Origin of the sequence: Mesorhizobium sp. B2-1-3A (assembly GCF_006442655.1) — a bacterium.
In the GTDB taxonomy this organism is placed as follows: Bacteria; Pseudomonadota; Alphaproteobacteria; order Rhizobiales; family Rhizobiaceae; genus Mesorhizobium.
This window is the reverse complement of sequence record NZ_VFWK01000008.1, coordinates 281,649-302,972: the sequence shown is the minus strand read 5'-3', so window position 1 is coordinate 302,972 and position 21,324 is coordinate 281,649. Positions and strand designations below refer to the sequence as shown.

Below are 21,324 nucleotides of genomic sequence, written 5' to 3'. Positions count from 1 at the left end.
TGCCGTCAATGACGCACCGCGCGCCTCCGACGGTTGAGGCTATCAGGCGCGCACAAGAACGTAAAGAGAACAAAAAGCAGGTGCCCGGCTCATCGTTGCTGTCAGCCGAGCGCAATCAAGGATGTGCCGGCGAAGGCAAGCACCGCCCCCGCCCAGGCCGGTGCCGGCGGCCTGTAGCCGCTGCGCAGCCACACCATCGGCAACACCAGCACCGGCGACAGTGACGACAATGTCGAGACGATGCCGACCTTGCCGCCGGCCAGTGCGGCCATGATGAGCGACATGCCCATGCCCGTGCCGATCAGCGCACCGCCAATGCCGATGCCGAGTGTTCGCGCCGACGGCTGGGAGCGCTTCGCAGCGCTACGTAGCGGAACCACCAGCAGCAACAGGAACAGGGCGGCCGACACGCCGGTCCGGATCGCCATCGCCGTGAACGGGTTGACGCCCGATGCCATGACGGGACGCGCGACCAGCGCGCCAGCGGCCTGCCCCAGTGCGGCAATCAGCCCAAAGACGAGACCGACCGGCAAGGTCATCTGTTTTTCGGGCAGCACCGGCGTTTCGATGGGCGGTGTCGGGAAGATGCCCTCCGGCTGAACCTTGGCGGGGCGACCGAACAGGATGGCGAGCACGATGCCCGCGATGACCAGCGCCACGCCGGTCAGTTTCACCGGACCGACCGTCTCGTCCAGGAACACGTAGCCCATGATCAGGGCAAAGGGCGAGGTCAACGAGAAGACCAGCAGTGCCAGACGCGGCCCGAGCGCGAATATCGACGAGATATAGGCGGATGAGGCAACGAAGATCCCGAACACGCCGGACGCCGCAAGATAGGCCACCTGCCACGGAACAAGGCCGCCCCAGCCGCCCAGCACCGTTGCCGTGATGGCCGTGGCAACGGTCACCGCGAGCGTTTGCAGCCGGGTCAGGGTCAGGGCATCGATGCGGCCGACCAGCTCACCGGCCAACATGCCGCTTGTGGCGATGCACAGGGCCGCGCCGATCGAGAGAATTTCCGACAGGTACATTCATTCTCTCTTGGGTAGAGGGCGGCTTTCGAGGCGGATGGTTGCCATCGCTCAGGCGGACACGAGGATTTGGGGCGATCCTGGACATCCGCTCACGTCGCGGATTGGAACTCCGGGTCGTTCTCAAGGAGGATCGGCCTGCCGTGGGGCGTGGCGTGCGCGGCGCGCTCCCAGGCTTCGGCCACCGCGTCGACATCGGATTTGGCGGCCAGTCCCTTCGACGCCAGAAGCCGTTCCAGCGCTGCCAGCCAATGCTCGTAATAGTCGTGTCCGTCCGTCGCGGCGCCCGGCTTCTTCACCTCGGCCGACAGCGCCTGTGCCCATTCGCCCCACGAAAACAGGCCCTTGTCGTGCAGCGCCACCGTCATGGCGAACGCCTCGGCCTGCCAGGGCTCGGCGAAAACAGGCGCGTCGAGGCCAACGGGCAAATCGGCGGCGATCCCGTCAGGCCGGCTCAAGATAGCTCTCCCAGGCGTCGATCGAGACAACAAGCGTCGGATCGGCGCCCTCGCCCCAGATCTCCGTTCCGTCGAAAACCACCGTATAGACCCATTGCGGATTCTCGCCTTGCCCATGCGCGTTGGTGTCGGGAAAGACGAAACCGTCGCGCACCGCCTCGATCCTGCCCAGCTTGCCGCGCGCATAGCGCGGCAGCCGCGTGTGACCGGTGGGATTGAAATTCTTCGTCCGCACCTGCTGGCCGGCCTTGAACCGCGCCGGCGAGGCAACGGGCCGGTCACAGGGACCGCCCTTGGCCAGCACTGCCGGCACGTTTTCGGCCTTCAGCACCCGCTTCGGGGTCGCCGCCGCATCGATCGCCTCGCCCGCCGCGAGGTCGCGCTCGCTGACGAAGCCATGGCGCTTGAGCAGGGTCTCCAGCGCCTTGATCCAGATCTGGTAGTAGCTGGAGGAATAATAATCGGCCGGATGCAGCGATTCCCGCGCATGCCGGCTCTCATCGATATTCCAGGCTCCCATGCCGCCGGCGCAAAGCGTCACGCCGAGCGCCCGCCTCTCCCAGGCCGCGTGGAAATAGGGCTCGTCCTTTTCGGGCGCTACCGGGCCGAAGCCCATCTGTCCGCCAAGATCCTGGGGCCCGTTCATGCCGGCTCTTTCGCCTGGGCGGTGCCGATCATGGCATCGCGGCTCACCAGGTCGGCCAATTGCTCCTCGCTCCAGCCCTCGGTACCGTCCGGCCGCATCGGCACCACGAGATAGCGCAGCTCCGCCGTCGAATCCCAGACGCGTACCTTGGTTGCGGCCGGCAGCGTCAGCCCGAATTCCTCCAGCACGCCGCGCGGATCGATCACCGCGCGCGACCGGTAGGGCGGCGCCTTGTACCAGACCGGCGGCAGGCCGAGTACCGACCATGGATAGCAGGAGCACAGCGTGCAGACGACGAGGTTATGGGTGTCGCTGGTGTTGAACACCGCCTGCATGTGCTCGCCCTGGCGGCCGGTATAGCTCAGCGATTCGATCGCCGCCGTCGCGTCACGCTTCAGCCAGTCGGCATAGGCGGGATCGTTCCATGCCTTGGCCACGACCCTTGCGCCGTTGCGGGGACCGATCTTGGTCTCGTAGGTATCGACGATGACGTCGATCGCGGCCGGATCGATCAGCCCCTTGCGGGTCAGGATGGTTTCCAGCGCCCGCACGCGCGCCGCAAACGGGTCGAGTTCATTGTCATGGTCATGATCATGGGACATGACCACAAACTACGGGTCCGATCCGCCGGCGGCAAGCGCCACGGCTTGGGCAAGCTTTTATCCAGGCCGCATGAGGCTGCTATTCGGCCGCTGTCTTCTGCGGCTCGGTCTGGATGTCGTCATTGGTGCCGAACAATGAAGGCTGGTCGCCATTTTCAACCATCTTCAGTTCAGCCTTGCGCTTCGGCATGAGCCCGACCAGCCAGCCGGAGAAGTTCTCCATGTAGACGTAGATCACCGGCGTCACGAACAGGGTCAGCGCCTGCGAAGCCAAGAGGCCGCCGACAACGGCAACGCCCAGCGGCTGGCGCAGCTCGGCGCTGGCGCCGGTGCCGAGCGCGATCGGGAACGTGCCCATCAGCGCCGCCAGCGTCGTCATCATGATCGGCCTGAAACGCATCAGGCAGGCCTTGTGGATGGACTCCTTGGCCGACATGCCCTCTCGTCGCAATTCAAGCGCGACGTCGACCATCATGATGCCGTTCTTCTTGACGATGCCGATCAGCATCAGGATACCGATCACCGCGATGACGGACAGATCCATGCCTGCGAAGCGCAAGGCAACCAACGCTCCGAGCACCGCCGACGGCAGGCCGGTGAGGATCGTGAGCGGATGAATGAAGCTCTCATAGAGAATGCCGAGCACGATATAGATGGTCAGGATCGCGCCGCCGACCAGAAGCCCCTGGTTGGCCAGTGAATCCTGGAAGGTCTTGGCGGTGCCGGCAAAGGTGGTCGAGATCTCCGTCGGCATGCCGATCTGCTCTTTGAGCGCGTTGATGCGGGTCACGCTGTCACCCAGCGCCACGCCTTGCGGCAGATTGTAGGAGATGGTCACGGCGGGAAGCTGGCCGAGCTGGTTGACGGTCAGGGCGCCAGCCGTGCGGTCGACCCGGGCGAAGGCGCCGAGCGGAACCAGGGAGCCGCTCGCCGTCCTCATCTGGATGGCAAGCATCCGCTCGGGCGACCATTCGATCTTGGGATCGAGCTCGGTGATGACCTCGTAGCTGTCGGCCGAACCGAAGATCGTCGAAACCTGGTCGGTGCCGAACCCGCCATAGAGCGCGGTGCGCAGCGTGTCGGTGTCGATGCCGAGCTGGGCGGCCTTGTCGCGATCGATGACCAGCGACGCCTGCAGCGCATTGTTCTGCAGGTCGCTGGTGACGTCGGTGAATGTCGCATGGTCGGCCGCCATAGCGTCGTTCAGCTTCTGCGCCCACGTATCGGTCAGGCCGGTATCGAGGCCCTGAACCACGAGCTGGTAGGCGCTGGCCGACGAGCGCGACCCCAGCCTCAGGTTCTGCACCGGCTGCATGTAGGTCTCGATGCCCGCCACGCCGGCCAGTTGCTTGCGCAGATCCGACAGCACCTTCTCGATATTGGGACGCTGGTCCTTGCCCTTGAGCTGGACGAAGAGCTGCCCCTGGTTGAGCGCATTGTTGCCGCTGCCCGCCGACCATGCCACGTGATCGACATAGGGCGAATGCGAGAAGACGCTGGCCACCTGGCCCTGCAGCTTGGCCATGGCGTCGAACGAGATGTCCTGGCGCGCGATGGTCGTCACCGATATCTGGCCGATATCCTCCTGCGGGAAGAAGCCCTTGGGCGAGATCTGGATCAGCCACACCGACGCCGCGGCGGTGCCCACGAAGACGAGAAACACCAGGAAGGTGTGTCGCAGGCAGAATGTCAGAACCCGGTCATAGCCGCGTGTGACGATGTCCCGCTTATGGCTGGCGCCATGCTTGTCGCGATCGGCTTTGGTTACCGAGAGCAGCCGCGAGCACAGCATCGGCGTCAGTGTCAGCGACACGAACATCGACGCCAGGATGGCGACCGTCACCACGACGGCGAACTCGTTGAAGATGCGCCCGATCACGCCGCCCATCAGGAGCACAGGGATGAACACCGCCACCAGCGAGATCGAGATCGAGATGATGGTGAAGCCGATTTCGCGCGCGCCCTTGAGCGAGGCATCGAAGGCCGACAACCCATCTTCCTCCATGTGCCGGAAGATGTTTTCCAGCATCACGATGGCATCGTCGACGACGAGGCCCACGGCAAGCGTCAGGCCCATCAGCGATATGTTGTCGATGGAGAATCCGAACAGGAACATCGCGCCAAGCGTGGCGATCAGCGAGATCGGCACCGCCACGGCCGGGATGATGGTCGCCGTCACCCGGCGCAGGAACACGAAGATAACCATGACCACCAGCGCGATGGTCAACAACAGCGTGAACTGGACGTCGTCGACGGCCTGGCGGATCGACGTCGAACGGTCGTTGAGCAGCTTGATCTGCGCGGCGGCCGGCATCTGGTCCTGGAAGGACGGCAACATAGCCTTGACCTTGTCGACGACATCGACGGTGTTGGCATCGGGCTGGCGCTGCACGGCCATGATGATCGCGCGGGTACCATCGTACCAGCTCGCCGTCGTCGTGGTCTGCACCGAATCGACGACACGGGTCACCTCGCCCAGCCGCACCGGGTGGCCGTTCTTGGTGGCGATGATGAGGTTGGAGAAGCCGGCGGCGTCGGTGAGCTGCGTGTTGGCGGTGATGGTCAGCTGCTGCTTGTTGTTCTGCAGCACGCCGAGCGGCGTGTTGCTGTTGGCCGACGCGACCGCCGCCTGCAGCTGGTCGATCGAGATGCCGCGCGCGGCAAGCGCTGTCGGATCGATCTGGATGCGCACCGCATATTTCTGCTGACCGAAGATCGAGACCTGCGCCACCCCGTCGATGGTCGACAGCGATGGCGAGATCACGTTCTCGGCGAAGGCATCGAGGTCGGTCAATGGAACCGTGTCGCTGACCAGCGACATCAAGAGGATCGGCGCGTCGGCGGGATTGACCTTGCGATAGCTCGGCGGCGCCGTCATCTGCGGCGGCAGTGATTTCTGCGTGCGCGCGATCGCCGCCTGCACGTCCGCCGCCGCTGCATCGATATCCCGGTTGAGCACGAACTGGATGGCGATCGAAGTCTGGCCGAGCGAATTCGTGGTCGAGATCGAATCGATGCCGGCAATGGTGGCGAACTGCTTGATCAGCGGCGTCGCCACCGATGTCGCCATGGTTTCCGGCGAGGCGCCCGGCAGTGAAGCCGAAACGTTGACCACCGGGAATTCGGCGCTGGGCAGTGCGGCCACGGGCAGGAACTTGTAGGCAAACAGCCCGCCCAGCACGAGGGCGAACGACATCAGAAGGGTGGCGACCGGCCTGCGGATGCAGAATTCGGAGATCATCGGGCCGCCTCGCCGGCGTTGGTCGCCTCGGCCACCTTGGGCGCGGCCGTCGAGGCGCCCTCATGCACCGCGGCACCATTCTTCAGCCTCGTCTGGCCTTCAGTGACCACTTTCTCGCCGGCTTTCAGCCCCTGGCTGATGGCGCTGTCCTGGCCTTCGGTCAGGGCCACCTGCACCGGTCGCATCTCGACGGTGCTGTCCGGCTTGACCACATAGACGAACGGCCCCTTCTGGCTGGGCTGGACCGCGACGGTCGGAACGGAGGTCATCTGCGGCATGATCCCGGCGTCGAGGACGACATTCACATACTGGCCGGGCCACAGCGACAGATCGGCATTCGGTATGGTCGCCCGCGTGGCGATCGTGCCCGACGCGGTATCGACACTGGAATCGACGAAATCGAGCGTGCCCTTGCCGATCGGCGTCGGATCGCCGTCCTTGATCAACGTCACCGCCCCTTGCTGCGGATTGGCAAGCGCCTTGTGCAACAGCGCAAGGTTGCTTTCCGGCAGATTGAAGTTAACCTGCAACGGGTCCATCTGGGTGATCGTCACCAGCGGCGTTGCCGTACTGCTGTTGCCATTGCTGACCGTGACGAGATCGCCGACCGACACGTTGACGGCGCCAAGTCGACCCGCGATCGGCGCCGTGATCGTGGCAAAGCCAAGCTGGACGTTGTCGGCATCGATCGTCGCCTTGTCGGCATCCACGGTGGCGGCCGCCGCCTTCTGCGCGGCAACAGCCTGATCATAGGTCTGCTGGGTACCGGCCTGCTTGGCGACAAGATCCTTGGCGCGCTGAAGATCGGAACTCGAGCTGGCGAGCATCGCCTGGTCCTTGGCCAGCTGCGCCTGGTCCTTGGCGAGCTGCGCCTTCAGCGCGCGGTCATCGAGCGAGAACAGCGTGTCGCCCGCCTTCACCATCTGCCCGTCCTTGACGTTGATCGACACGATCTGGCTGGAGACCCGCGCGTTGATGTTGACCACGGCCGGAGAGGAGACGAAGCCGATGGCATAGCGCCGGATTGGGAAGTCGGCCGTCGTCGCCGTTGCCGAAACGATCGAGGCCGAACGGGCGCCACCGCCGCCTGACGCCTGCTTGTCCCCTGCCGCTGGCGTGTCGGTTGCCGATTTGCCCGCAACTGCGACCGGCTTTACGCCGACCAGTTGCTCAACCTTGCTCAGCGTATCGGGAGACAGATAGAGCCAGGCCGCGCCCGCACAGGCGACGGCAAGCAATGAAAGAACGGCTTTTCCACGTATCGTCAAAGTACCCTCTCCGTCCGACACGCCGCTGCCAGGTGGTCGTATTATAGCTCATTCACGACTGATTGCCGCGATTTAGCCGAATAGATAGGACAGGCGTTTGTCGGAAAAGGGCCAAAACACGGCATTACGAAGATTTAATGTGCACTGCACAATGCGTGTGCAGCCTGTCGCCGTCATGGGGGCCGAGGCCAGTCGACCGTCGGGAACCCTATTTCAGCATTGGCCACAGCGTCGCCGCCAGCAGCACGCCCATGGCGATGTTGAACCATTTCAGCCGTGCCGGATCGGACAGGAATCCACGCAACGCCGTGCCGAATCCCGCCCACACCGAGACGCTGGGCAGGTTGACGACGGCGAAGGCGATCGAGATCAGCGCTACCGAGACGAAGGGGTGATCGGGGTTCGTGTAGACAGCCATGGCGGTGATCGCCATCACCCAGGCCTTGGGATTGACCCACTGGAATGCCGCCGCATCGATGAAGCGCATCGGCCGCGCTTCCGCCTCACCCTTGCCGCTCAGCGAGCGCGACATGGCGATCTTCCATGCGAGGTAGAGCAGATAGGCGGCGCCGGCGATCTTGAGGACATTGTGCAGCGCCGGAAACGCCGTCAGCACCGCGCCAAGCCCGAAACCGACGGCCAGCAACAGGACGAGAAAGCCGATGCTGATGCCCAGCATGTGCGGTATCGTCCTGGTGATGCCGAAATTGACACCGGAGGCCAAGAGCATGAGGTTGTTCGGCCCCGGCGTGATCGAGGTCACGAAGGCATAGACGAGCAGTGCGAGGAATGCGTCGAGTGACATCGGGTCCACAAGGTCAGCAATGCTGACATAGATAGCGGACATGTCAGACGCAACCGCAATCCTTTGGTCCAGCAGCCGCCGGCCATATCGATCGTGACTTCAGCCCGCCGAACCCAGGATGCCGTCATCCGCCGTGAGACGGCGCCGGCAACCGGTTGCCGACGGCAGGCATGGCCTGCTGCCCGCCGCGCAGGCGGCGCAACCCCTTCCGTCTTGGAGTATTTTCCGGAAGCTTCACGCTGTGCGCGAGACCAAGGCCGGCAAGGATCCGGATGAAGACCCAGCCGAGGTCGATCTGTCCCCGTTCAAGACCAAGCCTGGCGGATTCGGGAAATGCGTGATGATTGCCGTGAAAACTCTCCCCGAACGTCAACAAACCGAAACGCGGCAGATTGTAGCCCTGCACCGCCACGCCATCGACACACCATCCCTGGTCGCCGCTCCGATGCGCGAAATGTCCGACCAGCCAATGTCCGGTGAGGGACGCGGAAACACGCACCGCGATGCCCCAGACCACCCAGCTCCAGCCGCCAAGCAGCAGGAAGGCAATGGCCCATGGCAGCTGCTGCAGCATCCAGGTGCGCTCGAGGAATTTGTAGAACCGGTCATTCCTGATCGACGGCTCGATGACGAAGTCAGGCGGATTGCGCAAGGCGACCGCGCAATGCATCTGCCAGAAGGCGTCGATGAGGAAAGGCCGGCGGTGGGCATGCAGGTCGTGGCAGGCCGTCTGGCGCTGCGCCCAGTCGCGGATATCGTGAGCATGGATCATGCCGAACGGGCCAGCCATGCCGACCAGCACGCCGAGATAGACCAGCGCGTGTTCGATCCAGATATGGACCTTGAACGAGCGGTGGATGAGCAGGCGATGCATGCCGACCGAGTGCCCGGCGCAGATCGTCACCGCTGTCGTCACCACGAACAGCGCAAGAGCGCTCCAGCTGAAGGTGAGCGGTCCGAACACGATGGCGACGACAGTCATCGTGCCGACCCAGATCGACTTGGCCGGCATCCAGACAACCCTGCCGTTGCGCGCGTCGCTGTCTTGTCGAGAAATCATTCTGCCCGTCGATATGGTCTTCATCGGGAACCCCTCCCTCGCATGAACATTTTCCGAACCATGCCTTGCCTTTTGGCGCCTCGCGCCGTATTTAGGCAGTAAGCTAATCATCTATTATGCCGGATTAGGTATTTAGGCAATAGTCTAAATGATAGCCGGAAAATGCCGACAAGCGTCGCCATGGCGCCTGTGATTGCGAGGTGCGAGCAGTGGTCGAGAAAACTGAACAGGCATCGGAGGTTGAAGCCGGCATCGGAGCCAGCGGCGCGATCCAGCGCGTGTTCGAGGCGCTCTCTTCGGCTCCCCGGCGCAGGATCCTGGCCTATCTGGCCCATTCCTCGCTGACCGCGGGCGAGATCGCGGCGCGCTTCGACATGTCGAAGCCGTCGATCTCGCAGCACCTGAACATTCTGGAGACGGCGGGCCTCATCGCCAGGGAGCGGCAGGGACAGTTTATCCACTACTCGCTGGTCGAGAACAACCTGGTGAACACCCTGAACGGCTTCGTTCAGGATGTCTGCCCCGTGTCACGCCCACTAAAAAGGGAAAGCAAGGCCTTGGCCAGCGGCAAAAGCGAGGTCCCGCCGGCAAAACCCCAGGACTGATCCGACGCCGACGTGGCAGGCCTTACATGCCTTGCGGACCACGGTTCATCGCCGCCACGCCGGTGCGGCAGATCTCGACCAGGCCCAGCGGCTTCATGATGGCGATGAACTGATCGAGCTTCGAGCCCTTGCCGGTGATCTCGAAGATGAAATGCTCGGTGTTGGCGTCGATGACGCTGGCGCGGAAGGCGTCCGCCAGCCGCAGCGCCTCGACTCGGGCCTCGCCGGAGCCGGCCACCTTGACCAGCGCCAGTTCCCGCTCCAGCGGCCGCTCCTGCCCAAGCTCGTGCGAGCGGACAGTCAGATCGACCACACGGTGTACCGGCACGATGCGCTCGAGCTGGTTCTTGATCTGCTCCATCACATGCGGCGTGCCGCGCGTCACGATGGTGATGCGCGACAGGTGCTTCTCATGTTCGGTCTCGGAGACGGTCAGGCTCTCGATGTTGTAGCCGCGTCCGGAAAACAGGCCGATGACCCGGGCGAGCACGCCGGGCTCGTTGTCGACCAGCACGGAAAGCGTATGGATCTCCGGCCGCTCCGTTTCCTTGGCGATGAAGTAGGCGGAGCCGGTCGGTTGAAGGTGTTGTGCGTTCATGACATGGGTCTCAAATTCTTGATCTGATCATTTGTTTGCGCACGGCTTCTTTCGACAAGCCCTGCCTTGGCTCGTCGATTACACCAGTTCCCGGCCCTTGGCGTCGATGGCATTCGCCACCGCCTCGTCGGTGGCCTCGTCCGGCAACAGCATCTCGTTATGTGCCTTGCCTGACGGGATCATCGGGAAGCAATTGGCAAGCGTCGCCACGCGGCAGTCGAACAGCACCGGCTTCCTGACCGAGATCATCTCCTTGATGGCATCGTCCAGCTCGTCCGGCTTCTCGCAGCGAATGCCGTGGCCGCCATAGGCCTCGGCCAGCTTGACGAAGTCCGGCATCGCCTCGGTGTAGGAATGCGACAGCCGGTTGCCATGCAGCAGCTGCTGCCACTGGCGCACCATGCCCATGTACTGGTTGTTGAGGATGAAGATCTTGATCGGCGCGTCGTGCTGCACGGCCGCACTCATCTCCTGCATCGTCATCTGCACCGAAGCGTCGCCGGCAATGTCGACGACCAGCGCGTCGGGATGCGCGATCTGCACGCCGAGCGCGGCCGGCAGGCCGTAACCCATCGTGCCCAGCCCGCCTGACGTCATCCAGCGGTTCGGCTTGTCGAAGTGATAGTGCTGCGCCGCCCACATCTGGTGCTGGCCGACCTCGGTGGTGATGTAGGTGTCCATGTCCTTGGTCAGTTCGTAGAGCCGCTGGATGGCGTATTGCGGCATGATCACGTCGTTGTTCATCTTGAACGCCAGTGAATCGCGCGCGCGCCATTTGGCGATCTGCTCCCACCAGGGATAGAGCGCCTTCTTGTCGGCCTTGGCGGTTGCCCGCCACAACCGCACCATATCCTCCAGCACCCGGCCGACGTCACCGATGATCGGCACTTCAGTGTGCACGTTCTTGTTGATCGACGACGGATCGATGTCGATGTGGATCTTGCGTGAATTCGGCGAGAACGCGTTGAGCCGGCCGGTGATACGGTCGTCGAAGCGCGCGCCGATGCAGATCATCACGTCGCAATCATGCATGGCCATGTTGGCTTCGTAGGTGCCGTGCATGCCGAGCATGCCCAACCAGTTCTTGCCCGATGCCGGATAGGCGCCGAGCCCCATCAGCGTCGAGGTGATCGGGAAACCGGTGAGGTCGACCAGTTCGCGCAGCAGATGGCTCGCTTCCGGGCCGGAATTGATCACGCCGCCGCCGCTATAAATGATCGGCCTTTTGGCGCCGGCCATCAGGTCGACCGCGGCCTTCACCTTCTCCAGATCACCCTGGACCTTGGGCTGGTAGCTGGTGCGCGGCGCGATCTGCGGCGGGACGTAGAACCCCTTGGCGAACTGGACGTCCTTCGGGATGTCGACCACCACCGGACCGGGGCGGCCGGTCGTCGCGACATGGAAGGCCTCGTGGATGGTCGCCGCGAGTTCGTTGACGTCCTTCACCAGCCAGTTGTGCTTGGTGCAGGGCCGCGTGATGCCGACCGTATCGCACTCCTGGAACGCATCGGAACCGATGAGCGAGGTCGGCACCTGCCCGGTCAAGCAGACCAGCGGGATCGAATCCATCAGCGCGTCCTGCAGCGGCGTCACCGCATTGGTGGCACCGGGGCCGGAGGTCACCAGCATGACGCCGGCCTTGCCGGTCGAGCGCGCATAGCCCTCGGCCGCATGGCCCGCGCCCTGTTCGTGCCGCACCAGAATGTGCTCGACCTCGTCCTGCTGGAAAATCTCGTCATAGATCGGAAGGACCGCGCCGCCGGGATAGCCGAAGACGTGCTTGACGCCGTTGTCCTTCAGCGCCTGCACCACCATTTCGGCGCCCGTCATCTCACGTCGCCCGTTCTGTCCATTGCTCATCGGTCTGGTCCCGTACTGTCCGCCATCTGGCGATTGCTGGTCGTTTAGTCGTGTTTCAAGCAATAAAAAAGGCCCCCGAGGGAGCCTGTGTGTTGCGCATGGGAGGATTTCGCCCGGCGGTTACACCGCCTTGCCCACGCGCCTTCCTACGAGAATGAGTGCCTTTTTCATGGTGGCGAACCATAAAGGCGGAGTCGCGGGCTCGTCAATGGGGGATAATGCGAATTCACTCGCCTGTGAGATCGGCCCCGTCTCGCGATACTGCGATAAAGCCACGCGCTACCATAGTACAGTTGAGCCCATGCGGCCGTCGCACCACTATGCCAGGCTAGAACGTTGCCTTGGGAGGAGGACGCGTGGCTGGCGAACGGGAGCATATCCGGGAGATAGAGCAGGTCCTGTCCGGCAGGACATCGGCCCGCGACGATGTCGTGGTCAAGTCCTGGCTACGCTGTGTCGACACCCACCGGCTCGACCCGGCCCGACCGACGGAAGCCTATATCGTCCCCGATACCCAGTTGCGCGAACATCGCGAACAGTCCGAGCGGCTGATCGCGATCGCCCGCAGCGGCCTGGAAACCCTCTTCAAGCAGGTGGCGGGCCAGAACTATGTGCTGCTGCTGGCAAACGCCAAGGGCGTCACCGTCGACTTCCTCGGTGATCCCCTGTTCATGGACCAGTTGCGCACAGCAGGGCTTTATCTCGGCTCCGAATGGTCGGAAAGCCGCACCGGAACCTGCGGTGTCGGCTCCTGCATCGTCACCGGGGAGGCGATGACGATCCACCAGACCGATCATTTCGACACGACCCACACGCCGCTCTCCTGCACCGCCGCGCCGATATTCGACACCAATGGCGAACTCGCCGCCGTGCTCGACATTTCCCTGCTGCGCTCCCCGCAACCGAAGATCAGCCAGAATCTGGCGCTGCACTTGGTGACGGCTTCCGCGCGGCGCATCGAGCTCGCCAATCTGATGGCCCAGATGCACTCCGAATGGGTGCTGCGTTTTTCCCGTTCGCCGGAATTCCTCGACGTCGACCCCGAGGCAGCCATCGCCCTCGATGCCTCGGGCCGCATCCTCGGCACGACGCGCGGCGGAGCGCTGCTTCTGGCGCAGGCCGGAGGCGTCGACTGGCGGCACTCGCCCTCCCCCATTGGCCAGTCGATCTCGCGCTATCTCGATGTCAGCGTCGACGATTTGCCGAGCCTGACACGCGGCCGCCCGACCGAGGAGCGGCTGGTGTTCGGCCGCAGCGGCAGCGCGCTGTTCGCGCACGCCATCGAACCACAGCCGACGACCGGACGCCGCGCGCCGGTCGAGGCGGTACCGAAGCCGATCGGCGACCTTTCCGGCGGCGATCCGGCGATGGCCGCCACGCAACTGCGTGCCGCCAAGCTGGCGCGCACTACCATTCCCATCCTGATCCATGGCGAGACCGGCTCCGGCAAGGAGTATCTCGCCCGCGCGATCCACGATTGCGCGCAGCGGCCCGGCCCGTTTGTCGCCATCAACTGCGCGGCCATTCCCGAGCATCTGATCGAGAGCGAACTTTTTGGCCATGTCGCCGGTGCTTTTACCGGAGCCGCCGCCAAGGGGCGCAAGGGACTGATCGAGGCCGCGAACGGCGGCACGCTGTTTCTCGACGAGATCGGCGACATGCCCTACTCCCTGCAATCGCGGTTGCTGCGCGTGATCGCCGAGCGCGAACTGGTCCCGGTCGGCGGCATCGAGCCGCGACAGGTTGACATCAAGGTCATTTCGGCCTCGCACCATGATCTGCGCAAGCTGGTCGAAGAGGGACGTTTCCGCGAGGATCTGTTCTACCGGCTGAACGCGGCCTCGCTGACCTTGCCGGCGCTGCGCGAACGCACCGATTTCGAATGGCTGCTGGACCGGCTGGTGGATCAGCGCGCCCACCTTGCCGGTCGGACAGCGAGGCTCTCGCCCGCGGCGCGCCTGGCGCTGATCCGCCACCGCTGGCCCGGCAACATCCGCGAACTCGCAAACGCCATCGATCTGGCGGTGACGCTTTGCGAGGGCGGGATGATCGAGCCCGCCGACCTGCCCGATTTCGCATTGCCATACCTGGCGCCGCTTGCTTCGCCCGCCAGGCTGGTTGCCCTGCGTGCTCCCTCGCCCGAGGACGAACGTGCGGCACTGCTGGATGCTCTCGTGGCCGCGGGCTGGAACATCTCCGAGGCCGCGCGGCGTCTGGGTGTCGACCGCACGACGGTGCATCGCCGCATGAAGCGGCTGCGGCTGGACGCGCCCAATTAGTGTTGCGTCCGCTGTGGCGCGCCATGGCGCGCGCAACACCGCCGCAACAGCCTATGACAGCAGAAACCGCTACATGATGCTGATTTTATTACGGTTTCCGATTCAGCGGTATGGTTGGCATGCTGCTTGCTCCCTATTCCAGGTACCCACATGGAACTTGGAGGAGAAGCCATGACACAGAACGCGGTCAATCTCGCAGCCACGGCGCGGAGCATGCAGGCCCTGCGCTTTCATGCCGCCAGGGATTTGCGCATCGAGGACATTCCCAGGCCGGCAAAGCCGGGGCCGGGACAGGTTGTTCTCCGCAATAAGTTTGTCGGAATCTGCGGAACCGACCTGCATGAATACAGTTACGGGCCAATCTTCATACCGACGGAGCCGCATCCGTTCACCGGCGCCAGCGGTGTGCAGGTGCTTGGACATGAATTCGGCGGCGTGATCGAGGCCGTCGGCGACGGCGTGACGTCGGTCTCGGTTGGCGACCGCGTGGCCGTGCAACCACTGATCATGCCGCGCTCGGGAGACTATTATGCCGCGCGCGGCCTGTACCATCTATCCGACAAGCTTGCCCTTGCGGGTTTGAGCTGGATCGGCGGCGGCATGGCGGAAGCCGCCTTGCTCAACGACTACAATGTCGAGCGCATTCCAGACGAAATGACCGATGAGGAAGCTGCATTGGTCGAGCCGACCGCGGTTGCCGTCTATGCCTGCGACCGTGGTGGGGTAAGCGCCGGGAGTTCGGTGCTGATCACCGGCGCCGGCCCGATCGGCATTCTGACGATGCTGGCCGCGCGCGCCGCGGGCGCAACGCAACTGTTCATCTCGGACCTGAACGACATCAGGCTGGAGATGGCGCGTTCGATCCTGCCTGGCGTGGTGACCCTCAATCCGAAGCGGGACAAAGTGGATGAGGCAGTGCGCACCGCGAGCGAAGGCGGCGTCGGTTGCGATATCGCCATCGAATGCGTCGGCAACGAGCATGCGCTGAAGGCCTGCCTCGCGGCTGTGCGCAAGCAAGGTGTCGTCGTGCAAACCGGCCTGCATCCGCACGAGAACCCGCTCGACTGGTTCCAGGTCACGTTCAAGGACGTCGATATCCGCGGCTCCTGGGCCTATCCAACGCATCTATGGCCGCGTGTCATCCGTCTCATCAGTTCGGGACAGTTGCCTGCCTCCAAGGTCGTCACCAGGCGCATACGTCTTGCGGAGGCGGTGTCCGACGGTTTCGATGCTCTGCTCGATCCCGCCGGAACCCAACTGAAAATCCTGATCGACTTGTCCTGATCAATTTGACAACCGGAGGAGAAAACATGCTCGAGAGAACCCCCACCACGAAGGCGCAGGCGCTGCTCGACAAGTTCGGCAAGGCGCTTGCGGACGGCGACATCGACGCCGCCGTCAACTGTTTCCAGGCGGATTGCTACTGGCGCGACCTCGTCACCTTTACCTGGAACCTGAAGACGATGGAGGGCCAGGACCAGGTCCGCGACATGCTGACGGCAACCTTGGCTGAAACCGGACCGGGCGACTGGAAGGTTGCCGAAGGCGAGGAAGCGAGCGAGGCGGACGGCGTTATCACTGCGTGGATCACCTTCGAGACCAGGGCAGCGCGCGGCTTCGGCCTGGTGCGCTTCAAGGGCGACCTCATCTGGACCTTGCTCACCACCATGGCTGAACTGAAGGGACACGAGGAGAAGTCCGGCTTCACCCGACCGCTCGGTGCCAAGCATGGTCACGGCAAGGACAGGAAATCCTGGCGCGAGGAGCGTGACGACGAGATCGCCGAACTCGGCCGCAGCAGACAGCCCTATGTCGTGATCATCGGCGGCGGCCAGGGCGGCATTGCGCTGGGCGCCCGCCTGCGCCAGCTCGGCGTGTCGGCCATCATCATCGAAAAGAACGAGCGCCCCGGCGATTCCTGGCGCAAGCGCTACAAGTCGCTCTGCCTGCATGATCCGGTCTGGTACGACCATCTGCCCTATATCGACTTCCCCAAGAACTGGCCGGTCTTCGCGCCGAAGGACAAGATCGGCGACTGGCTTGAGATGTACACGAAGGTGATGGAGCTGAACTACTGGTCCTCCACCACTGCCAAATCCGCCAAATACGACGAGACGGCCAAGGAATGGACCATCGTGGTCGAGCGCGATGGAGAGGAGATCGTGCTCAAGCCCAAGCAGCTGGTCCTTGCGACAGGCATGTCCGGCAAGGCGAACTGGCCGAAATACAAGGGCCAGGACATCTTCAAGGGCGAACAGCAGCATTCCTCGACCCATCCGGGCCCCGACAAGTACCGGGGCAAGAAGGTCGTGGTCATCGGCTCCAACAACTCCGCCCACGACATATGCGCGGCCTTGTGGGAGGGAGGCGCCGACGTCACTATGGTGCAGCGCTCCTCCACCCATATCGTCAGGTCCGATACGCTCATGGATATCGGGCTCGGCGGGCTCTATTCCGAGCAGGCGGTCGAGAACGGCATGACGACGCGCAAGGCCGACCTGATCTTCGCCTCCCTGCCCTACCGCATCCTGCCCGAGTTCCAGATCCCGCTTTACGAACAGATGAAGGAACGCGACGCGAAGTTTTACGAAGACCTGGAAAAGGCCGGCTTTCTGCTCGACTGGGGCGATGACGGCTCCGGCCTGTTCATGAAGTATCTGCGTCGGGGTTCCGGCTACTATATCGATGTCGGCGCTTGCGATCTCGTCATCGACGGCTCGATCAAGCTCAAGAGCGGTCCGGGTGCCGCGGTCCAGGAATTGACCCCGACCGGCGTCAAATTCGTTGACGGCACCGAACTGCCGGCCGATCTCGTCATCTATGCCACCGGCTATGGCTCAATGAACGGCTGGGCCGCGGACCTCATCTCGCAGGAGGTGGCCGACAAGGTCGGCAAGGTCTGGGGCCTTGGCTCCGACACCGCCAAGGATCCCGGCCCGTGGGAAGGCGAGCAGCGCAACATGTGGAAGCCGACCCAGCAGGAAGCACTGTGGTTTCATGGCGGCAACCTCCACCAGTCGCGCCACTATTCGCAGTATCTGTCGCTGCAGCTGAAAGCCCGGCAGGTCGGTTTGCCGACGCCGGTCTATGGGCTGCAACAGGTTCACCACAAGGCCTAGCTGCCAATCCCCAGGAGTCCCCTCCTCTCCTGCGATCAGCAAGGCCGGCCCCGCGCGGCGCTTCCGCCGCGCGGGTACTTCGTTTCAGTCGCGGAGCATCACGCCCCTTGCCTTGGCCCAGCGCTCGATGATCTTGCGCTCGTCGGGCAAGGCGACGCGATTGGAGAAACCACGCACCTGCACCGCGCGGTTCTGCGGATCGAGCTCGATCGTCAGCAGCCGCTCGATCTTGCCAAGTGCCGTGCGCCGCAGCACCCAGATCGAGGCATTGCCGGCGATGCATTTGGCCGCGTAGGTCGAGACGCAATGATGCATCGCCCTGGATTCGCCGACCAGGTCCTCGGCGGTCCTCAACTGGCGGACGAAGAAGCGCTCACCATGCGCCTTCGCCTCCTTGGCCGAAGGCTGCCACTCCCAGTCCTCAAGGCGCGAGCCATCCCAGGCGCCCTTTACCGCCGAGCCCCGGCCGGCGACACGGCGGCGCATGGCTTCGATGCGCTCGACGGCGGCAATGTCGCGGTGCCACTCCGACATCTGCTTGCGCAGCGAGGCGAGCGTGCGCCCCTTCAGGCTGTAGACTCGGTCATGCCGGCACATGGCGCCGATGTAGTCGCAGAGATCGTCGGTCTCTTCCTTGGACGTCGGATGTGCGCAGAAGAACCGCGCCACTTCGCGCCAGAAGGTCAGATCGGCACGCGGCGCGCGCGATATCTTCGTGCGCGCAAGGCGGGCCGCCAATCCGAAATCATCCGTGTAGGACCGGATGATCGCCACCCAGAACGCCTCGTCGAAGGTCAGGTCGCCCGACAGGTTCAGGAAGCAATGCACCTCCTTGCGCGACAGCCACGCATTGGCACCTGCCTTGTAGAGCGAGTCACCGCGCGCAACCGCGACATACCAGGCCTTGCGGAGCGCAATCTCGCCGGCATCCAGCCCCGAACCATCCCGCCAGATGGCCTCGAGCGCGGCCGAAACCGGATAGCGGGCATAAAGATGACGGGCAGCAGCCAGCCGCAGCCGCGCGGGATCGCGCGTCTTCAGCTTTGGACGCCACAACGCGCCGTCGCGGATCGCCATGCCGGCATAGCCCCGGCGTACCTCGTCGAGCGCCCTCTCGAAATCCGGAGCGGGACGCGGCGTGGGAGAAACCCGCCGCAGCGTTGCGGTGTATATTTCAATGCGTTCGCGCTCGGCGTCCTGCCTGCGCTGGATCATGGACCTGGCCATGGCCGTTCTTCCCGATTGGAACCCTGTCAGCCGCACGCAAGTCCAGCGCCGGCACGGAATGTGTCGATCTGGGTTGGCGTGACATTTGACAGGTCTCCTCTGGGGACTACGGGTTGGACTGGGCGGGCTCTCTATGCCCCAAGAGGCAACCGGGCAAGGGCAATTATCTCAATATTTACAATGACCTGACGGAGTGTTGCAAAGGTGCATCTCGAGGTTTCCGGCGGCCGCCATCGTCGGCCGGGAAGCCCCCACCGTCGCAATGACAGGACCAGCATCGATGCGGCTCGGGCGCACGAGAAAAGGACCGCCACATGCAGCCAGGCGGTTCTCGGATCGTCAGGGACGTAAAATTCGCTGGGGCGCGAGTCAGCCCGTTCGACCGCCACGGAGGCGCGAAACGCGTGAACAAGATCTCATCTTCGCCTCCATGAAACGTGTGGTCGATGTCTGTGGCAAAACGAAATGGACGCCGCAGGCTGGGCGCGGCTAATATCCGGAAACGGGGGCAACGGCAAGACGACCAGCGTGTCCGGCTTCAGCGACTTCGAACGAAGCGGCAGCGGAGAGCTGATCAGGTTCGCCGCCGGGCGCGATCGGCAATGAGCCGAAAATAGACGCGTCAGGCGAACGCTCGCGACAGGTCTCCGGCCGGAATGCAGCCAGCGCGTTTGCGCCATCGAAGCAGAAGCACATGGCTGTCCCCCCGGTGATGGACCGCCCTCAGGCGCGATTGGCGAAATCGTGCACGACGCGCTGCAGCAACGGCACATAGTCGCGAAACGCCCGCGTCTTCATGTCCGCGATCTTGCCGCCCTCGTCCCAGATGCGGACCCGCACCGCTTCCTCATGGAACGGGTTCTTGCGGAAGTCGGCCACCTCGTCGGCGCTCATCGGCCCGCCCTGCAGCGACAGAGTATGCACCGATGCCGGCGACAGCCTGGAGAAATAGGTCGGGTCGGTGGCGCAGAGATAGCGCTTGGCCGCGACATGCAGCCTGACGCATTCGACGATGACGGGCGGAAAGAACGGCGCCAGTACCTCGCCTCCGGCTTCGTCATGATGCTTGTCCTCGACATCGTCGGGCGAATAGGTGCCGAACTCGCTGGTGTAATGGCCGATGTCGTGCAGCAGCGCGGCTGCCACCAGCGCGTCGGGCGCGCCGTCCTGTTCCGCCAGCCATGCCCCCTGCAGCATGTGCTCGGACATCGTCACCGGCTCGCCGAGATAGGATTCGGCGCCCCGGCGCTCAAAGATGTCGGCGATAAACTCGACGATGTTGTCGGCGTTCAGATCCCGGCCACTCATTCCGCGGCCTCCTTGAAGCTGTGCTCGATCGCGGCAAGCGTCGACAACAGGCCGTCCTTGTCGGCGTAGCAGCCTTGCAGCCAGCGCTTGCCGGTGCCCGAAAACGCCTTGCGCGCATGCATGACGCGCGTGTTGTCGACGATGAAGGCCTGCCCGGCTTCCAGTTTGAACGTCACCTCGAAAGAAGGATCCTCGATCAGCTGGGCGAACCGTCGATAGGCGCCATAATAGGCATCCATGTCGGCGAACGGCACGTCGACGACCGGCGCCAGCGAGCGGTTGTTGAAGCGGATGCAGATGAGTTCGCCATCCGGCCCGAGCTCGATCATCGGCCGCTTCGCCTGCAGCCGCACACCCGAGGAGCCGGCATATTCGAAGCGTGCCGGACAGGAACTCAACAGCCGGAAGCCTTCGGGGTTTTCGGCCTGCAGCGCGGCCGCGACGGCAAAACCGTCGACCACGCTCGACTCGCCGCCCTCCACCGTATTCTCGATGCAGGAAAGGATCTGCAGCGTCGGCACCGGGTCGCGATAGGGGTTGTCGGTGTGTGCCTGAAGTCCGAGATTGGTATAGGCGAGATTGTTCGGGTTGACCTCCGCGCGCACTTCGAACCAGCGGCCGTAATTCGTCTCCCTGATGTAGCCGAACAGATCGGAGACCTTGCACAGCGCGCCGGATTCGGCCGGCAGACCATCCATCACCGCAAAGCCATAGGTCCTCACCGCCGAAAGCCATTCGCGCAGCACGCTGCGGCTGTGAAAGGCCGCCGCGTATCGGGCGCGCGGCACCGAATTCTGCATCGCCGCCTTGGTCCAGCGCTGGATGATGTCGCCCGTCCAGCCGGGCTCGCCAGGCTCGCCGCGGTCATAGGCGTTTGCGCTCAGCCATTGCGCGGGAAAGCTGACCGTTTTTCCTTCCGGCACGAAGCTGATTTCCAGCGCACCGGCCTTGATGGTGGCCTCGCCAATCCTCGTCTCGGCCGGAATGTCGAGAATGGTGATCAGGCGCTGGCCGTTGCCGGCGCTACGCGTCTTGTCGTCGAGCGCATTGTCACGCAGCCACATGGCGTGAAAGCGCGCGCGCCTCCCACCTTGCCAGCCGAGTTCGATTGTCTTGCCTTCGTCGCCAACCAGCGCGTGGGTGAGCATGGGAATGCCGTTCCTGTCGGTTGCGCCCCACGGCCCGATCCGTGAGGTTTCGATTGCATGTTGGCCACA

17 protein-coding genes are annotated in these 21,324 nt (G+C 63.9%); 4 read left to right on the top strand and 13 right to left on the bottom strand.

Annotation, left to right across the window (positions count from 1 at the left end; genetic code table 11):
• Positions 1 to 101 precede the first annotated feature (101 nt).
• The 8 genes from FJ977_RS30440 to FJ977_RS30405 all read right to left on the bottom strand — a co-directional run bounded on the left by FJ977_RS30440 (position 102) and on the right by FJ977_RS30405 (position 9,135).
• A complete protein-coding gene (locus FJ977_RS30440) occupies positions 102 to 1,031 on the bottom strand; it encodes a DMT family transporter (RefSeq protein ID WP_140775884.1) in 930 nt (309 codons plus the stop codon).
• Between the two features lie 92 nt (positions 1,032 to 1,123).
• Complete coding sequence (locus FJ977_RS30435) at positions 1,124 to 1,489, bottom strand: nitrile hydratase accessory protein (protein WP_181180117.1); 366 nt, start codon at positions 1,487 to 1,489, stop codon at positions 1,124 to 1,126.
• Positions 1,476 to 2,135, bottom strand: coding sequence for a nitrile hydratase subunit beta (nthB, locus tag FJ977_RS30430; protein ID WP_140775883.1), 660 nt, complete (start codon positions 2,133 to 2,135; stop codon positions 1,476 to 1,478). Before nthB ends, FJ977_RS30435 begins: the two co-directional genes overlap by 14 nt.
• Positions 2,132 to 2,737 (bottom strand): nitrile hydratase subunit alpha, encoded by a 606-nt coding sequence (gene nthA, locus FJ977_RS30425; RefSeq protein ID WP_140775882.1) that lies wholly within the window; start codon positions 2,735 to 2,737, stop codon positions 2,132 to 2,134. Before nthA ends, nthB begins: the two co-directional genes overlap by 4 nt.
• A 79-nt stretch (positions 2,738 to 2,816) precedes the next feature.
• Positions 2,817 to 5,978 (bottom strand): efflux RND transporter permease subunit, encoded by a 3,162-nt coding sequence (locus FJ977_RS30420; RefSeq protein WP_140775881.1) that lies wholly within the window; start codon positions 5,976 to 5,978, stop codon positions 2,817 to 2,819.
• Entirely contained in the window at positions 5,975 to 7,240 is a 1,266-nt protein-coding gene (locus FJ977_RS30415) for an efflux RND transporter periplasmic adaptor subunit (protein ID WP_140775952.1), read from the bottom strand. Before FJ977_RS30415 ends, FJ977_RS30420 begins: the two co-directional genes overlap by 4 nt.
• 214 nt (positions 7,241 to 7,454) lie before the next feature.
• On the bottom strand, positions 7,455 to 8,051 hold the full coding sequence (locus tag FJ977_RS30410; RefSeq protein WP_140775880.1) for a LysE family translocator: 597 nt from the start codon (positions 8,049 to 8,051) through the stop codon (positions 7,455 to 7,457).
• A 124-nt stretch (positions 8,052 to 8,175) separates the two neighbouring features.
• The gene (locus tag FJ977_RS30405) at positions 8,176 to 9,135 is read right to left on the bottom strand and encodes an acyl-CoA desaturase (protein WP_140775879.1); all 960 of its coding nucleotides are present in this window, start codon (positions 9,133 to 9,135) and stop codon (positions 8,176 to 8,178) included.
• 185 nt (positions 9,136 to 9,320) lie between these two features.
• Between FJ977_RS30405 and FJ977_RS30400 the strand changes: the two genes are divergently transcribed.
• Positions 9,321 to 9,716 carry a metalloregulator ArsR/SmtB family transcription factor gene (locus FJ977_RS30400; RefSeq protein ID WP_246683376.1) on the top strand — a complete coding sequence of 132 codons (396 nt, stop codon included), beginning with the start codon at positions 9,321 to 9,323 and terminating at the stop codon, positions 9,714 to 9,716.
• A 22-nt stretch (positions 9,717 to 9,738) separates the two neighbouring features.
• On the opposite strand, the gene ilvN is transcribed toward FJ977_RS30400, so the two are convergent.
• Together ilvN and FJ977_RS30390 are read right to left on the bottom strand one after the other, a co-directional pair.
• Entirely contained in the window at positions 9,739 to 10,314 is a 576-nt protein-coding gene (ilvN, locus tag FJ977_RS30395) for an acetolactate synthase small subunit (RefSeq protein WP_010910160.1), read from the bottom strand.
• A gap of 78 nt (positions 10,315 to 10,392) precedes the next feature.
• Positions 10,393 to 12,174 carry an acetolactate synthase 3 large subunit gene (locus tag FJ977_RS30390; RefSeq protein WP_140775878.1) on the bottom strand — a complete coding sequence of 594 codons (1,782 nt, stop codon included), beginning with the start codon at positions 12,172 to 12,174 and terminating at the stop codon, positions 10,393 to 10,395.
• A gap of 356 nt (positions 12,175 to 12,530) precedes the next feature.
• Here FJ977_RS30390 and FJ977_RS30385 point away from each other — a divergent pair, with 356 nt between their 5' ends.
• The 3 genes from FJ977_RS30385 (at position 12,531) to FJ977_RS30375 (ending at position 17,572) form a co-directional block, all read left to right on the top strand.
• On the top strand, positions 12,531 to 14,453 hold the full coding sequence (locus FJ977_RS30385) for a sigma-54-dependent Fis family transcriptional regulator (protein ID WP_140775877.1): 1,923 nt from the start codon (positions 12,531 to 12,533) through the stop codon (positions 14,451 to 14,453).
• 213 nt (positions 14,454 to 14,666) lie between these two features.
• Entirely contained in the window at positions 14,667 to 15,737 is a 1,071-nt protein-coding gene (locus FJ977_RS30380) for a 2,3-butanediol dehydrogenase (RefSeq protein ID WP_140775950.1), read from the top strand.
• A 26-nt stretch (positions 15,738 to 15,763) separates the two neighbouring features.
• Complete coding sequence (locus FJ977_RS30375) at positions 15,764 to 17,572, top strand: NAD(P)/FAD-dependent oxidoreductase (RefSeq protein WP_140775876.1); 1,809 nt, start codon at positions 15,764 to 15,766, stop codon at positions 17,570 to 17,572.
• An 84-nt stretch (positions 17,573 to 17,656) separates the two neighbouring features.
• On the opposite strand, the gene FJ977_RS30370 is transcribed toward FJ977_RS30375, so the two are convergent.
• The 3 genes from FJ977_RS30370 to FJ977_RS30360 form a co-directional block, all read right to left on the bottom strand.
• Entirely contained in the window at positions 17,657 to 18,799 is a 1,143-nt protein-coding gene (locus tag FJ977_RS30370; RefSeq protein WP_140775875.1) for a PcfJ domain-containing protein, read from the bottom strand.
• A gap of 723 nt (positions 18,800 to 19,522) precedes the next feature.
• Positions 19,523 to 20,107, bottom strand: a complete 585-nt coding sequence (locus FJ977_RS30365; RefSeq protein WP_140775874.1) for an HD domain-containing protein — start codon at positions 20,105 to 20,107, stop codon at positions 19,523 to 19,525.
• The gene (locus FJ977_RS30360) at positions 20,104 to 21,255 is read right to left on the bottom strand and encodes a gamma-butyrobetaine dioxygenase (protein ID WP_140775873.1); all 1,152 of its coding nucleotides are present in this window, start codon (positions 21,253 to 21,255) and stop codon (positions 20,104 to 20,106) included. The genes FJ977_RS30365 and FJ977_RS30360 overlap by 4 nt, the downstream gene beginning before the upstream one ends.
• Positions 21,256 to 21,324 lie beyond the last annotated feature (69 nt).

Excerpts from the sequence above, each read along its gene's own strand:
- nthB (WP_140775883.1), bottom strand. The coding sequence starts at position 2,135 with ATGAACGGGCCCCAGGATCTTGGCGGACAGATGGGCTTCGGCCCGGTA.
- FJ977_RS30405 (WP_140775879.1), bottom strand. The coding sequence starts at position 9,135 with ATGAAGACCATATCGACGGGCAGAATGATTTCTCGACAAGACAGCGAC.
- FJ977_RS30365 (WP_140775874.1), bottom strand. The coding sequence starts at position 20,107 with ATGAGTGGCCGGGATCTGAACGCCGACAACATCGTCGAGTTTATCGCC.
- FJ977_RS30440 (WP_140775884.1), bottom strand. The coding sequence starts at position 1,031 with ATGTACCTGTCGGAAATTCTCTCGATCGGCGCGGCCCTGTGCATCGCC.
- FJ977_RS30370 (WP_140775875.1), bottom strand. The coding sequence starts at position 18,799 with ATGGCCAGGTCCATGATCCAGCGCAGGCAGGACGCCGAGCGCGAACGC.
- FJ977_RS30420 (WP_140775881.1), bottom strand. The coding sequence starts at position 5,978 with ATGATCTCCGAATTCTGCATCCGCAGGCCGGTCGCCACCCTTCTGATG.
- FJ977_RS30390 (WP_140775878.1), bottom strand. The coding sequence starts at position 12,174 with ATGAGCAATGGACAGAACGGGCGACGTGAGATGACGGGCGCCGAAATG.
- nthA (WP_140775882.1), bottom strand. The coding sequence starts at position 2,737 with ATGTCCCATGATCATGACCATGACAATGAACTCGACCCGTTTGCGGCG.
- FJ977_RS30410 (WP_140775880.1), bottom strand. The coding sequence starts at position 8,051 with ATGTCACTCGACGCATTCCTCGCACTGCTCGTCTATGCCTTCGTGACC.
- FJ977_RS30380 (WP_140775950.1), top strand. The coding sequence starts at position 14,667 with ATGCAGGCCCTGCGCTTTCATGCCGCCAGGGATTTGCGCATCGAGGAC.
- ilvN (WP_010910160.1), bottom strand. The coding sequence starts at position 10,314 with ATGAACGCACAACACCTTCAACCGACCGGCTCCGCCTACTTCATCGCC.
- FJ977_RS30375 (WP_140775876.1), top strand. The coding sequence starts at position 15,764 with ATGCTCGAGAGAACCCCCACCACGAAGGCGCAGGCGCTGCTCGACAAG.
- FJ977_RS30360 (WP_140775873.1), bottom strand. The coding sequence starts at position 21,255 with ATGCTCACCCACGCGCTGGTTGGCGACGAAGGCAAGACAATCGAACTC.